The organism is Saccharothrix stipae (assembly GCF_054781895.1).
The window spans coordinates 906,874-920,828 of record NZ_BAAGTN010000017.1 but is presented as its reverse complement, the minus strand read 5'-3'; the positions used below and the strand labels follow the sequence as shown (position 1 = coordinate 920,828).

The following is a 13,955-nucleotide window of genomic DNA, read 5'->3' as shown; positions in this document are numbered from 1 at the left end:
CGCCCTAGCGGGCGACGAGACGGGCCAGCAGGCTGGTCACGACGACCCAGAAGACCGCCGCCAGGCCGTAGTTGATGATCAGGTCGAGGTTCGCGTTGCCCAACTGGAACAGGCCGGGGAAGAACAACGCCAGCGGCTCGGCGAGCTGCTGGATGAACCGGAAGAACGCGTTGGCAGGGTTCGCCCCGAAGAGGATCATCAGGATGTAGAGGACCTCGATGAGCGCGAACACGGCGCCAACACCGCTGATCACTCGAGCAGCGGTGAAGCTGCCGCTGCGCGTTGAGGTTCGCCATCTGGACATGTCAAGAAGGTGCCCGCCCCACGATCGAGTGAAACTCGACGGGGTGAAGTTCCACCATCTGGGCGCTCGGTTCCACGCCGGCGCGGAATGTGGTTAACCTGTGCCGCATGGCACGTGCCCTCCTGCTTCGCCGCCGTGACGGGGTCTGATCAGACCGGCCCCCCGTCGCGGGAACGAGCGTTGCCGCCGGTCGTCATCCCACCGGCAGCAGCAGGAGCACCGCGAACATGAACACCAGTCACGATGCCTACACCTCCGGCACCAGCCGCATCCGGCCCCCGGCCCGCCCCGTGCCCGACCAGCCCGCGTGGAACCCGCAGCGCGGCACGTCGATGCCGGTGCACCGCTACCGACCGTTCCACGACCAGGTGGAAGCGGTCGACGTACCGGACCGGACCTGGCCGACCAAGCGGATCACCAAGGCGCCGCTGTGGTGCGCCGTCGACCTGCGTGACGGCAACCAGGCCCTGATCGACCCCATGTCGCCCGCGCGCAAGCGCAAGATGTTCGACCTGCTCGTCCGGATGGGCTACAAGGAGATCGAGGTCGGCTTCCCGGCCGCGTCGCAGACCGACTTCGACTTCGTCCGCGAGATCATCGAGGACGGCGCGATCCCGCCCGACGTCACCATCCAGGTGCTGACCCAGTGCCGGCCCGAGCTGATCAGCCGCACGTTCGAGTCGCTGCGCGGCGCGGCCAAGGCGATCGTGCACTTCTACAACTCGACGTCCATCCTGCAACGCCGGGTCGTGTTCAAGTCCGACCGCGAGGGCATCAAGAAGATCGCCACCGACGCCGCCGCGTTCGCGCTGGAGCAGGAGCAGGACTACCCGGAGACCGAGTTCCGCTACGAGTACTCGCCCGAGTCCTACACCGGCACCGAGCTGTCGTACGCGCTGGAGGTCTGCGACGCGGTGTCGGCGGTCATCCGGCCGACGCCGGAGAAGCCGCTGATCATCAACCTGCCCGCCACGGTGGAGATGGCCACGCCGAACGTGTACGCCGACTCGATCGAGTGGATGTCGCGCAACCTGGCGCGCCGTGAGTCGATCATCCTGTCGCTGCACCCGCACAACGACCGCGGCACCGGCGTGGCGGCCGCCGAGCTGGGCTACCTGGCGGGCGCCGACCGGATCGAGGGCTGCCTGTTCGGCAACGGCGAGCGCACCGGCAACGTGTGCCTGGTGACGCTGGGCATGAACATGTTCAGCCAGGGCGTCGACCCGCAGATCGACTTCTCCGACATCGACGAGGTCCGCCGCACGGTCGAGTACTGCAACCAGCTGCCCGTGCCCGAACGGCACCCGTACGGCGGCGACCTGGTGTTCACCGCGTTCTCCGGCTCGCACCAGGACGCGATCAAGAAGGGCTTCGAGGCCCTGGAGGACGCCGCCAAGGCCGCCGGGCAGCACGTGGACGAGTTCCCGTGGGAGGTCCCGTACCTGCCGATCGACCCGAAGGACGTCGGCCGCAACTACGAGGCCGTGATCCGGGTGAACTCGCAGTCCGGCAAGGGCGGCGTGGCGTACCTGATGAAGACCGAGCACCACCTGGACCTGCCGCGCCGGTTGCAGGTCGAGTTCTCCCGGGTCATCCAGGAGGTCACCGACACCCGCGGTGGCGAGATCGGCCCCAAGGACATGTGGGACGCGTTCTCCGACGAGTACCTGGACGCCACCGCGCCGCTGAGGCTGGTGCGGCAGAAGGTGTCCGGCGACGGCAGCGGCCACGAGACGATCAAGGCCGTCGTGGTGGTGGACGGCGAGACGCAGGAGATCACCGGCGGCGGCAACGGCCCGATCGCCGCGTTCGTGGACGCGCTGGCCACCATCGGGTACGACGTGCGGGTGCTGGACTACTTCGAGCACGCGATGTCCTCGGGTGACGACGCCCGTGCGGCGGCCTACCTGGAGTGCGCCGTGTCCGACCGGGTGCTGTGGGGCGTCGGCATCGACAGCTCCACGGTCGCCGCGTCGCTGCGCGCCCTGGTGTCCGCGATCAACCGCGCCAACCGGTAGTCGTCGAGGGGGTCGCCTCGCCGGTCTCCCGGCCGGCGAGGCGACCTCGTCTCAACGCAGGACGGCGAAGAACTCGCGCACGTCCGCGACCAGCAGGTCCGGCTGTTCGAGCGCGAGGAAGTGGCCGCCCCGGTCGAGCTCGGTCCAGCGGACCACGTCGTGGTCGCGCTCGGCCCAGCGGCGGATCGTCACGTCGTGGACCGACACCAGCACACCGGTGGGGACCTTCGCGGGCTCCGCCGCCCAGTCGCCGCCGTCGTCCCACGCCTTCGCGGAGATCTCCTCGAAGTACACCTGCGCCGCCGACGCCGCCGTGCCCGTCAGCCAGTACAGCGACACGTCGGTGAGGATGCGGTCGCGGTCGACGCTGTCCTCGGGCAGGCCGTCCTCCGGGTCGGTCAGCTCCTTGAACTTCTCCACGATCCACGCGAGCTGGCCCACCGGCGAGTCGTGCAACCCGTAGGCCACGGTCTGCGGCCGCTTGGCGTTGCACTGGAGGTAGCCGTCGTTGAAGTCCTGCATGGCCGCCCACCGGCGCTGCTCGACCTCGGTGAGGCCGTCCAGCTCCCCCTCCGCGCCGACCGGGAACGTCAGCAGGGCGTTGAGGTGGATGCCGATCACCCGGTCGGGCGCCTGCCTGCCCATCTCCGGGGCGACCCACGCGCCGGTGTCGTAGCCCTGCACGCCGTACCGCTCGTACCCGAGGGCGGCCATCAGGTCGACCAGGACGCCGGCCATCCGGGCGGCGCCCATGCCCGGTCCGGCCAGCGGGGTGGAGAAGCCGAAGCCGGGCAGCGACGGGATGACCAGGTGGAACGCGTGGGACGGGTCGCCGCCGTGGGCGCGCGGGTCGGACAGCGGGCCGATGACGTCGAGGAAGTCGGTGACGCCGCCGGGCCAGCCGTGCAGCAGCACGAGCGGCAGGGCGTCCGGCTCGGGTGAGCGGACGTGCAGGAAGTGGACGTTCTGCCCGTCGACGGTGGCCAGGAACTGGGGGTGCTCGTTGATCGCCGCCTCGTGCGCGCGCCAGTCGTAGGTCGTGCGCCAGTGCTCGGCGAGGTCCTTCAGGTAGTCCACCGGCACGCCCCGGCTCCAGCCGACGCCGGGCAGCTCGGCCGGCCAGCGGGTGGCGGCCAAGCGTGCCCTGAGGTCGTCCAGCCGGTCTTGCGGCACGTCGATGCGGAACGGGCGGATCTCTGTCATGGCGGCGACCGTAGGAGGGCCTTGGGACGGTTCCGGTCCTAACGATCGGGCAGGCTCCACGGCATGGTGGACACGTCCGCGCGGCTGCTCCGGCTGCTGTCGCTGTTGCAGACCCGGCGCGACTGGTCCGGCGCCGAGCTGGCCGAACGGTTGGACGTCACCACGCGCACGGTCCGCCGTGACGTCGAACGCCTGCGCGGGCTGGGCTACCCGGTGCACGCCACCCGCGGCACCGCCGGCTACCGGCTCGGCGCGGGCGCCTCGCTGCCGCCGTTGCTGCTCGAAGACGACGAGGCGGTGGCCGTGGCGGTCGGGCTGCGCACGGCCGCGGGCGGGTCGGTGGCGGGGATCGAGGAGACGTCGTCGCGGGCGCTGGCCAAGCTGGAGCAGGTGCTGCCCGCGCGGCTGCGGCACCGGGTCGGCGCGCTGCACTCGGCGACCGTCCGCGTCGGCGCGGGCGGGCCGCGCGTGGAGCCGGACGTGCTCGTGGCCATCGCGGACGCTTGCCGCCGGCACGAGTCGCTGCGGTTCGACTACCGCAGCCCGCGCGGCGGCGCGACGACCCGGTCCGTGCAGCCGCACGGCCTGGTCAGCTTCACCCGGCACTGGTACCTGGTCGCCTGGGACACCGACCGCGACGACTGGCGCAGCTTCCGCGTCGACCGGCTGGCGCTGCGGACGCCGAACGGCCCGCGCTTCACACCCCGCGAACCGCCCGACGGCGACGTGGCGGCCTACCTGGAGCACCGGCTGTCATCGCGCGCCTGGCCGGTGCGGGCGACCGTGCTGCTGCACGAGCCGGCGGACACCGTGACCGAGCGGATCTGGCCCGGCATGGGCGTGGTCGAGCCCGTGGACGAACGAACCTGCCTGCTGCACGTCGGCGCGGAGACCGCGGTCGACCTGGTGTGGATGATCACGTCGGTGGACGTCGCCTTCACCCTGACCGACGGCCCGCCCGCCCTGGTCGACGCACTGCGCGCCCACGCCGACCGCTGCCTGCGCGCGATCGGGGGGCCTTAGCGAGACCCGTGCCGCACATCACATCGTCGAGGTCCTACCTGCGGATTCGTGATGTCGAGCTGACGGGTTGCTGAAGACGTCGACAGGTCGGAGATGATCGGGAACCCGGCGGCGTTCCCCGGTCATGACCGCGTTCGTGGTGCTGTTCGTCGTCGCCGTCGTGCCGCTGGCGCCGACCGAGGCCGTGTTGATCGGGTACGGCGTGCTGGCGGCGTCCGGTGAGCTGTCGTTGACCGCGGTGATCGCGGTGGCGGCCGCCGGCTGCGCGTTGTCCGATCTGATCAACTTCGGCATCGGGCGCGGTGCGGGGATGCGGGCGCTCGCGCGGGTCGGGCGGCGGCCCGGGCCGCGGGCGGTGATCACGTGGACCGCGGCCAAGCTGGCCACGCGCGGTGAGTCGATCCTGGTCGGGGTGCGGTTCGTGCCCGGCGGTGGGCTCGCGGGCGCCATCCTGGCCGGGGCGCTGCGGTGGCCCCTGCGGCGGTTCACGCCGATCGCGCTCGTCGGCGCCACGCTGTGGAGCGCCTACACGGCCACGCTCGGCTACTTCGGCGGCCAGGTCTTCACCGACCCGGTGGTGGCCACGCTGATCTCGTTCGGGGTGGCGACGCTGATCAGCGTGCCGATCGGGATGGCGGTCAAGGCCGCTCAGCGCCGGGCCGTGGACGCCGCCGTGCCGGATGTCGCCGTGCCCGAAGCCGCCGTGCCGGACGCCGCACCCGAAGCCGCCGCACCCGCCTGAGCCAAGCGGTTGCGCACCGCGACGCGGGCCCGTTCGTACGCGTCCGGGTCGTCGTGCAGCACGGACTGGGCGTTGGCCATCTCCAGGAACGCGATCAGCTCGAACGTCAGCTGGTCGGGGTCGGCGATCCCGCCGACCTCGCCGATCGTCTGCCGCACGTAGGAGTTCCACTCGCGCCCGTACCCGGCGATCGCGTCGCGGACCCGTCCCGGCCGGGCGTCGAACTCGGCCTGCACGGCGTAGAAGAAGCACCCGCCGGGGAACGTGCGGTCCTCCGAGTACCTCAGCCACCCGTCCAGCAGCCGCTCCAACCGGTCCAAACCCGGCGGCACGGTCAGGGCCGGCTCCACCACCTGCCGCGCGAAGATCGCCGCCGCCGCGCGCACGGTCGACAGCTGCAACTCCTCCTTCGACCCGAAGTGCGCGAACACCCCGCTCTTGCTGACCTCCAGCTCGGTCGCCAACCGCCCGATCGACAGGCCCTCCAGCCCTTCGACCGACGCGATCTCCGCCGCCCGCCGCAGGATCTGCCGCCGCGTCTGCTCGCCGCGCTCCACCCGTCCGTCGACCTTCACGACCTCCACGCTATCCCCCTTGACCACCGCCAAACTAACTGTACGATCGTTCGTACAACTTGAGGGGTGGGCACCAATGGATCTCCTGGACCTGAACCGGTCGGCACTCGACCTCAACCTGAAGCTGATGGCCGGCCTCGACGAGGACCACCTGGACCTGGCCACGCCGTGCGCCGGCTGGACGGTCTACGAACTGCTGCGCCACCAGGTCGAGCTCACGCTGTCGTTCACCGCGGCCATCCGCCACGCGGCCGTGGAGGCGCCGGCCGACGACGACATGCCCACCGCGTACCGGGCGGCGACCGACGCGGCCACCGAGGCGTTCCGCGCCGATGGCGTGCTGGAGCGCGACGCCGAGTTCCCCGGCTACGGCCGCCGCCCGGGCCGCGACCTGGTCGCCGGACACTTCGTGGACAACCTGGTGCACGCCTGGGACCTGGCCCGGGCGATCGGCGTCGACAGCACCCTCGACCCCGAACTCGCCACCACCGCCTACCGGATGGCGCGGCACTACCCGACGACGCCGGACGTGCGCGGTCCGGGCGGCGCGTTCGCGATGCCGGTCCCCGTGCCGCAGGACGCGCCGGCCACGGACCGCCTGGTGGCCCTGCTCGGCCGGGCGCCGACCTGGTCGGCCTGACCACCGCGTCGGGGCGCCGCCAACAGGGGGAGGCGCCCCGACGCGGTTCCCCCGACCGGGCCCGACGGCCGGGTCGGTGTCGCCGGACTAGCCAACCGGCGCCGTGCGCTCCGCGCGGACCTCGTGCGCCGGGACCACGACACCGTCCTCGTCCACGAACCGCACCGACACCGCGCGCCCGTCGGCGGCGCGGTAGTCGACCGTGGGGACGGTGCACGGGATGTGCTCGTCGCCCCACTGCTGCAACGCGCACAGCACCACGCTCAGCTTCCGGCCCGCCTCGGTGAGGTGGTAGCCCTCGCGCGGGCGCTGCCCCGGCTCCCGGTAGCCACGCCGGCACATCAGCCCGGTGTCCACCAGCTTGGCGAGCCGGGCCGCGAGCACGTCGGAGGCGATGCCCAGCGCGGCGCGGAACTCCGAGAACCGGCTGGCGCCCGCCAGCGCCTCGCTCAGCACGAGGAACGTCCAGCGCTCGCCGACGACCTCCACCGCCTTGACCATGGCGCAGGGCGAGCCGTCGGGTGCCGTCACGATCCCAGTATGGCTGGGTTGCCACACCCAAGCCAGACCCCGCTAGGTTGGGCGCACCAACCCACGCTCAGGGGAGAGAACGCATGGAGATCGCCAACTCGGTCGCCCTGGTCACCGGGGCCAACCGCGGCCTCGGCCGGCAGTTCGCGCGGCAACTGCTGGACCGGGGCGCGGCCAAGGTCTACGCGACGGCCCGCAACCCGGACCGGGTCGACCTGCCGGGCGTCGAGGTGCTGCGCCTGGACGTCACCGACCCCGGGTCGATCGCCGCGGCGGCGACCGTCGCCACCGACGTCACCCTGCTGGTCAACAACGCGGGCCTCATCACCGGCGAGAACCTCGTCACCGGCGACCCGGCCGCGATCCGGCTGGAGATGGACACCCACTTCTACGGCACGCTGGAGGTGATCCGCGCGTTCGCACCCGTCCTGGCCGCCAACGGCGGAGGGGCGATCCTGAACGTGCTGTCCTCGATGTCGTGGGTGTCCTACGACCGCGCCACCGCGTACAGCGCGGCCAAGGCGGCGCAGTGGAGCCTCACCAACGGCGTCCGGGTGGAGCTCGCGGGCCAGGGCACGCTGGTCACCGGCGTGCTGCTGGGCCCGACCGACACCGACATGACCGCGGGCCTCGACATGCCCAAGAACGACCCGGCCGACGTGGTGCGCGCCGCCCTCGACGGTGTCGCGGCCGACCGGATCGAGGTGCTGGCCGACCAGGGGGTCGTCGACCTCAAGGCGGCCCTGGCCGCCGACCCGACCCTGCTCTACCCGCAGGCCGCCCGGGTCTGACCACCTGCGTCCGACCTGCCCGGGTCCGAACGCCCGGGTCCGGGGCTCCGTCGGTGGACGGCGCCCCGGACCCGCGGCTCACGGGTTCAACGCCTCCGTCACCGAGGCCGGGCCGACCAGCGGGACGTCCGGCGAGATGCCGTCCTCCTCCACCAGCACGGCCTGCACCTCGTGCGGCCGGATCTTGCCCGCCCGGATGTCCTCCGCCCAGTGGCAGGCGACCTTGTGCCCCGGCAGCACCTCGCGCAGCTCGGGCCGCTCGGTGTCGCAGCGGGTCGCCTGCTTCCACGGGCAGCGGGTGTGGAAGCGGCAGCCCTTGGGCGGGTTGGCGGGCGACGGGAGGTCGCCGGACAGCAGGATGCGTTCGCGCCGGTCCTCGACCAGCGGGTCCGGCACGGGGATCGCGGACAGCAGCGCCTTGGTGTACGGGTGCAGGGGCTCGGCGTACAGGCCGTCCGAGGTCGCCTCCTCCACCAGGCCGCCCAGGTACATCACGCCGACCCGGTCGGAGATGTGCCGCACCACGGCGAGGTCGTGCGCGATCACCAGGTAGGTGAGTCCGAACTCCTCCTGCAACTCCTCCAGCAGGTTGACCACCTGCGCCTGCACCGACACGTCCAGCGCGGACACCGGCTCGTCGGCGATGATCAGGTCCGGTTCGACCGCCAACGCCCGCGCGATGCCGATGCGCTGCCGCTGACCGCCGGAGAACTCGTGCGGGTACTTGCGCAGCGACGTGGTCGGCAACCCGACCGCCGACAGCAGCGTGCGCAACCGCTCGCCGGTCTGCTCGCGACCCTTGTCCAGGTCGTGCGCCCGCAGGCCCTCGACCAGGATCGACTCCACCGACTGCCGCGGGTCCAGGGACGACATGGGGTCCTGGAACACCATCTGCATCCGGCGGCGCATCCGGCGCAGCTGCTCGCCCTTCAACGTCGACAGGTCCGTGCCGTCGAACACGACCCGCCCGGCCGTCGGCTCGGACAGCCGCAGCACCGCCCGCCCGAGGGTGGACTTGCCGCAGCCGGACTCGCCGACCAGGCCGTAGGTCTCGCCGCGCCGCACGGACAGGTCGACCCCGTCCACCGCGTACACGTGGCCGACCGTCCGGTCGAGGATCACGCCCCGCTTGATCGGGAAGTGCACCTTGATGCCCTCGACGGACACCAACGTCTCCCCGAGGGGGCTCGGCCGAGGGCTTTCCGGCTGGAGGCTTTCCGGCTGAGGGCTGTCCGGCTGGGGGGTGATCGCGGTGCTCACACCGACACCTCCTCGGCCACCGGCGGCCGCACCGGGTTGTGGCAGCGCAGCAACCGGCCGCCGCCGATGTCCTCCTGCTCGGGCGTCACCTGCACGCACACGTCCAGTTTGTTCGGGCACCGGGGCGCGAACGCGCACCCCTGCGTCCACGGGATGTTGTCCGACACCGAACCCCTGATCGGGTTCAGCTTCTCGCCGCGCGGCGCGTCGAGCCGCGGGATCGACGACAGCAGGCCGTGCGTGTACGGGTGGCGCGGCGCGGCGAACAGCTCGTGCCGGTGCGCCTTCTCCACCACGCGCCCGGCGTAGAGCACGTTCACCTCGTCGCACAGGCCCGCGACCACGCCGAGGTCGTGCGTGATCATGACCAGCGCGGTGCCCAGGTCGTGCACCAGTTCCTTCAGCAGCGCCAGGATCTGCGCCTGGATCGTCACGTCCAGCGCCGTCGTCGGCTCGTCCGCGATCAGCAGCCGCGGCCGGCAGGCCAGCGCGATGGCGATCAACGCGCGCTGGCGCATGCCGCCGGACAGCTGGTGCGGGTACTCCGACAGCCGCCGGGTCGGGTCGGGGATGCCGACCTTGTCCAGCAGCTCCGCCGCCTCCAGCATCGCCTTCTTGCGCGGCACGTCCCGGTGCCGCTCCAGCACCTCGGTGACCTGCAACCCGATCGGGATCACCGGGTTCAGCGAGGACAGCGGGTCCTGGAACACCATGCCCAGGTCGCGGCCGCGCCGGTCGCGCATCTCGCGGTCCGACAGCGACAGCAGGTCCACGCCCTCGTACCGCACCGAACCGGACACGCGCGCGCCGCGCTTGGGCAGCAGCCCCATGATCGCCAACGACGTCACGGACTTGCCGCACCCCGACTCGCCGACCAAGCCGACGGTCTGGCCCGGTTCCACGTCGAAGCTCACGTGGTCCACGGCGGTGAAGGGCTTCTCCCCCTTGCGCTCGAAGACCACGGTGAGGTCACGTACTTCCAGGAGTGGCACGACTCACCGCCTGCTCTTGGGGTCGAGGGCTTCGCGCAGGGTTTCACCCATCAGCGTGAAGCCGAGGGCGACGACGATGATGGCGCCCGCCGGCCAGAACGCCAGCTGCGGGTGCGTGTCGAACACGGTCTGCACGTCGCCGAGCATCTGCCCCCACTCCGGGATCCGGTCGTCGGGGTTGCCCAGGCCGAGGAACGACAGCGCCGCGGCGTCGATGATGGCCGTGGCCAGCACCAGCGTCGACTGCACGATCACCGGGCCGAGCGAGTTGGGCAGCATGTGCCGGAACACGATGGCGCCGGGCTTCACGCCGAGCGCGGTCGCGGCCAGCACGTGGTCGCTGTGCCGCTGGGCCAGCATCGACCCGCGCAGCAGCCGCGCGAACACCGGGATCTGCACCACGGCCACCGCGATGATCACGGTGTACTGGTTGGGCTTGGCGAACATCGCGCTGATGCTGAACGCCAGCAGCAGGCTGGGCAGCGACAGCATGACGTCGACCACGCGCATGACGAGCGAGTCGACCCAGCCGCCGAACGCGCCCGCCAGCGTGCCGAGCGTGAGCCCGCCCGCCAACCCGATCAGGGTCGCCAGCACGCCGACGATCAACGTCTGCTGCGAGCCGATGAGCAGCCGGGACAGGAAGTCGCGCCCCTGGAGGTCGCCGCCGAGCGGGTGACCGTCCTGGGGCGGCGGGATCTCGTTGCGCGCCTTGATGACCTGGTCGATCAGCATCGGCTCGGACGGGTCGTGCGGCGCGAGCCACGGCGACAGCACCGAGACGAGCACGAACAGGCCGATGATGGTGGCGCCGAAGAGGAACACCGGGCTGCGGCGCAGCGTCCGCCACGCGCTCGCGGCGAGGCTCACGCCGGCGTCGGCGCTGCTCCCCGCGAGCTTGTCGATGCGGTCCTTCTTACGGGTGGGAGTGACCATCGCGGCTCACCTCGTCCTGATCCGCGGGTCGATGAGCGCGTACGAGAGGTCCACCAGCAGGTTGACCACCACGTACACGATCGTGGCCATGATGATCAGCAGCAGCAGCACGGGGTAGTCGCGTCGCTCGAACCCGAGGGCCAGCGCCTCGCCCACACCGGCGAACGCGAACACCTTCTCGGTGAGCACCGCGCCCGCCAGCAGCGCGCCGGTCTGCAGGCCGATGGTGGTGACGACCGGCAGCATCGCGTTGCGCAACACGTGCCTGCGCCGGATGGTCTGCGCGGTGAGGCCCTTGGACTCGGCGGTGCGCACGAAGTCCTCGTCGAGCACGTCGAGCACGGCGGCGCGGGTGATCCGGAACACCACCGCGAACGGGATGGTGGCCAGCGCCAGGGCGGGCAGGATCAGGTGCTCCAGCGCGTTCAGCGCCGCGTCCCACTCCTGGGTGATCACGCCGTCGAGGACGAAGAACCCGGTGACCCGGGTGGCGTCGATCGCGTCCTGGCGGCCACCGGTCGGCAGGCCCAGCGCGGACGACAGCACGTCCTTGAGCACGTAGGCCAGGAAGAACACCGGCACGGCGACGCCGAGCAGCGAGCCGCCGACGCTGAGGTTGTCGAACCAGCCACCGCGGCGCTTGGCGGCCATGTACCCCAGCGGGATGCCGACCGCGATGGCGATGACGATGGCCAGGAAGCTCAGTTCGAGGGTCGCCGGGAAGCGCTGCAGGAAGATGTCGAGGGCCGAGTCGCCGGGCTGCACGCCCGTCGACACGCCGAAGTCGCCCGACAGCGCACGGCCCATGAACTTGAAGTACTGGAGGAAGATCGGCTGGTCCAAGCCGAGCTGTTTGGTGAGGGCTTCCCGCGACTCGGGCGTGGCGCGCTCTCCCAGGAGGGCCGAGACCGGTCCTCCCGGGAGAGCGCGGAGCCACGCGAAGAGCAGCAGGGACAGCACCAGCACCACGCCGACCAGCTGGATGAGCCGTCGGATCGTGTAGCGGAGCATGAGCTACCCCGTCGTCTCTGTCTGGAGTTGTGCGACTCAGCCCTTGCTGGCCGAACCGAACCTCTCGTCGGTCAGCGGGCTGGGCACGACACCCTTGATCTCCGACTTGAGCACCAGGGCCGGCGGCGAGTGCGACACCGGGACGGCGGGCAGGTACGCCTCCATGATCTTCTTGTTCAGCTCCTCGTACATGCCGCGGCGCTTGTCCTCGTCGGGCTCCGAGTTGGCCTTGCCCAGCTCGGTGGCCAGTTCCGCGCCCCACGGCGACGAACCGGTGTTGAACCGGTTGTCGGTGCGGCCGAAGAACGTGCCGATCCAGTTCTGCGGCGTGCCGTTGTCACCGGTCCAGCCCAGCATGAACAGGTCCGGGATGCCCTGGTCGACGTCGGTCAGGTAACCGCCGTTCCACGGCTTGCTGGAGACGTCCAGCTTGATGCCGGCCTTCTCCAGGTCGCCCGCGATGGCGGCCTGGATGTCCTTCGGGCTCGGCATGTACGGCCGGGTGACCTCGGTCGGCCAGAAGAACTTCAGCGTCAGGTCGGACGCGCCCGCCTCGGCCAGCAGCGACTTGGCCTTCTCCGGGTCGTACTTCACCTCGGAGATGCTCTTGTTGTAGCCGTCGACCGTGCTCGGCATGAACTGGGTGGCCACCGTCGCGCCCTCGGGCAGCTGCGACTTCACCAGCTGCTCGCGGTTGATCGCGTACATGAGGGCCTGGCGGACCCGCAGGTCCTGGAGCTTCGGGTTGTTCTTCTGGTTGATGCCCAGGTACAGGACGTTGAACGCCGGGCGGACCGCGACGTTGAAGCCCTTCTCCTTCAGGCCCGGCCAGTCCGCCGCGTTCGGCAGGTCGTAGCCGTCGATGTCGCCGGCTTCGAGCGCCTGCTTGCGGGCGGTCTCGTCCGGGATGATCCGGAAGACGATCTTGTCGAGCTTCGCCTTCGAACCGTGGTAGTTGTCGTTGCGGACGAGTTCGACGACGTTGTTCGCCTTGTCGAACTTCGAGAACTTGAACGGGCCCGTGCCGGTCGGGTGCTCGTTGGCGTAGGCCGGGTAGGTGAAGCTGTCACCGGCCGAGACCACGTTGTCCGCGTCGTACTGCTTGAGCGCTGTCGGGCTGGAGATGGAGAACGACGTGAAGCCCAGGACCGACGGGAACTGCGAGGTGGCCTCGTTCAGCTCGATGATCGCGGTCTTGGGGTCCTTGGCCGTGCAGGACTTGTACAGCGACGGCTTGTCGGGGGTGTCCGCGAAGCCGCCGAAGTTGTCCAGCCAGTACTGCGAAACGGCGTCGGACTGACCGGCGCCCTTCTGGTTGTACCAGCGGTCGAAGTTGAAGCACACCGCTTCGGCGTTGAAGGCGGAGTCGTCATGGAATTTCACGTTTTCTTTCAGTGTGAACGTCCACGTCTTGCCGTCTTCGGAGGAGTCCCAGTCGGTCGCCAGCGCGGGCTCCACCTCGGCGGTCCCCGGCTTGAAGCCGACCAGGCCCTCGTACATCTGGCGGGAGACGCGGAACGTCTCGCCATCAGTGGCGTAGAACGGGTCGAACAGCTTGGGAGCACCGGCCGCACCGAAGGTGAGCGTGCCACCGACCTGGCCGGCCCCCGGGTCGTCCGTGCGGCCGGATTCGGCGCAGGCGGACAGTGCGAGCGCAGCGACGCCGGTCAGGCCGATCGCGGCCGTCCAACGGCGCCGGGCCGTTCGGGAATGAACCATCAAACACCCCTAGGGAAATCCGGGATCTCACGGTGTGGTCACGGACCCTAACCGGTCACCACACCCCTTCCGACGTAACACAGGTCACGATCCGGCCACGCGAATCAGCATTCTCATACGTCCGGCGCACGTTCGCTGACCCAACGCGACCACGGCGGATCGGGCAAACGCCCTCCTACGCTGTACAACGGACAACAGAAACCTGCACAC

General features: G+C 70.7%; 14 protein-coding genes. 5 read left to right on the top strand and 9 right to left on the bottom strand.

The features are described from left to right. Nucleotides 1-4 precede the first annotated feature (4 nt). Nucleotides 5-304, bottom strand: coding sequence for a hypothetical protein (locus ACYVLT_RS32465; RefSeq protein WP_461123947.1), 300 nt, complete (start codon nt 302-304; stop codon nt 5-7). A gap of 227 nt (nt 305-531) precedes the next feature. On the opposite strand from ACYVLT_RS32465, the gene leuA reads away from it, so the two are divergent. Beyond that, nucleotides 532-2,322: a 2-isopropylmalate synthase gene (gene leuA, locus ACYVLT_RS32460; protein ID WP_461123946.1), complete on the top strand. Its 1,791-nt coding sequence runs from the start codon at nt 532-534 to the stop codon at nt 2,320-2,322. A gap of 51 nt (nt 2,323-2,373) precedes the next feature. Here the strand turns inward: leuA and ACYVLT_RS32455 are convergent, their stop codons facing one another. Beyond that, the gene (locus tag ACYVLT_RS32455) at nt 2,374-3,525 is read right to left on the bottom strand and encodes an epoxide hydrolase family protein (protein WP_461123945.1); all 1,152 of its coding nucleotides are present in this window, start codon (nt 3,523-3,525) and stop codon (nt 2,374-2,376) included. 63 nt (nt 3,526-3,588) lie between these two features. Here ACYVLT_RS32455 and ACYVLT_RS32450 point away from each other — a divergent pair, with 63 nt between their 5' ends. Together ACYVLT_RS32450 and ACYVLT_RS32445 are read left to right on the top strand one after the other, a co-directional pair. Next, entirely contained in the window at nt 3,589-4,548 is a 960-nt protein-coding gene (locus ACYVLT_RS32450) for a helix-turn-helix transcriptional regulator (protein WP_461123944.1), read from the top strand. Nucleotides 4,549-4,672: 124 nt separating this feature from the next. Next, nucleotides 4,673-5,290 carry a DedA family protein gene (locus tag ACYVLT_RS32445; RefSeq protein WP_461123943.1) on the top strand — a complete coding sequence of 206 codons (618 nt, stop codon included), beginning with the start codon at nt 4,673-4,675 and terminating at the stop codon, nt 5,288-5,290. On the opposite strand, the gene ACYVLT_RS32440 is transcribed toward ACYVLT_RS32445, so the two are convergent. After that, nucleotides 5,197-5,865, bottom strand: coding sequence for a TetR/AcrR family transcriptional regulator (locus ACYVLT_RS32440; RefSeq protein WP_461123942.1), 669 nt, complete (start codon nt 5,863-5,865; stop codon nt 5,197-5,199). The two genes, ACYVLT_RS32445 and ACYVLT_RS32440, sit on opposite strands and share 94 nt — an antisense overlap. A gap of 76 nt (nt 5,866-5,941) precedes the next feature. Here ACYVLT_RS32440 and ACYVLT_RS32435 point away from each other — a divergent pair, with 76 nt between their 5' ends. After that, nucleotides 5,942-6,505 carry a TIGR03086 family metal-binding protein gene (locus ACYVLT_RS32435; RefSeq protein WP_461123941.1) on the top strand — a complete coding sequence of 188 codons (564 nt, stop codon included), beginning with the start codon at nt 5,942-5,944 and terminating at the stop codon, nt 6,503-6,505. A gap of 87 nt (nt 6,506-6,592) precedes the next feature. Here the strand turns inward: ACYVLT_RS32435 and ACYVLT_RS32430 are convergent, their stop codons facing one another. Continuing rightward, nucleotides 6,593-7,036 (bottom strand): winged helix-turn-helix transcriptional regulator, encoded by a 444-nt coding sequence (locus tag ACYVLT_RS32430; protein ID WP_461123940.1) that lies wholly within the window; start codon nt 7,034-7,036, stop codon nt 6,593-6,595. An 83-nt stretch (nt 7,037-7,119) separates the two neighbouring features. Between ACYVLT_RS32430 and ACYVLT_RS32425 the strand changes: the two genes are divergently transcribed. Beyond that, on the top strand, nt 7,120-7,827 hold the full coding sequence (locus ACYVLT_RS32425) for an SDR family oxidoreductase (RefSeq protein WP_461123939.1): 708 nt from the start codon (nt 7,120-7,122) through the stop codon (nt 7,825-7,827). Nucleotides 7,828-7,905: 78 nt separating this feature from the next. Here the strand turns inward: ACYVLT_RS32425 and ACYVLT_RS32420 are convergent, their stop codons facing one another. The 5 genes from ACYVLT_RS32420 to ACYVLT_RS32400 all read right to left on the bottom strand — a co-directional run bounded on the left by ACYVLT_RS32420 (nt 7,906) and on the right by ACYVLT_RS32400 (nt 13,745). Beyond that, the gene (locus ACYVLT_RS32420; RefSeq protein WP_461124168.1) at nt 7,906-8,997 is read right to left on the bottom strand and encodes an ABC transporter ATP-binding protein; all 1,092 of its coding nucleotides are present in this window, start codon (nt 8,995-8,997) and stop codon (nt 7,906-7,908) included. A gap of 86 nt (nt 8,998-9,083) precedes the next feature. After that, complete coding sequence (locus tag ACYVLT_RS32415) at nt 9,084-10,079, bottom strand: ABC transporter ATP-binding protein (protein ID WP_461123938.1); 996 nt, start codon at nt 10,077-10,079, stop codon at nt 9,084-9,086. 3 nt (nt 10,080-10,082) lie between these two features. Next, the gene (locus ACYVLT_RS32410) at nt 10,083-11,015 is read right to left on the bottom strand and encodes an ABC transporter permease (protein ID WP_461123937.1); all 933 of its coding nucleotides are present in this window, start codon (nt 11,013-11,015) and stop codon (nt 10,083-10,085) included. Between the two features lie 6 nt (nt 11,016-11,021). Beyond that, nucleotides 11,022-12,026: an ABC transporter permease gene (locus ACYVLT_RS32405; protein WP_461123936.1), complete on the bottom strand. Its 1,005-nt coding sequence runs from the start codon at nt 12,024-12,026 to the stop codon at nt 11,022-11,024. A gap of 36 nt (nt 12,027-12,062) precedes the next feature. Further along, nucleotides 12,063-13,745, bottom strand: a complete 1,683-nt coding sequence (locus ACYVLT_RS32400; RefSeq protein ID WP_461123935.1) for an ABC transporter substrate-binding protein — start codon at nt 13,743-13,745, stop codon at nt 12,063-12,065. Nucleotides 13,746-13,955: the final 210 nt, after the last annotated feature.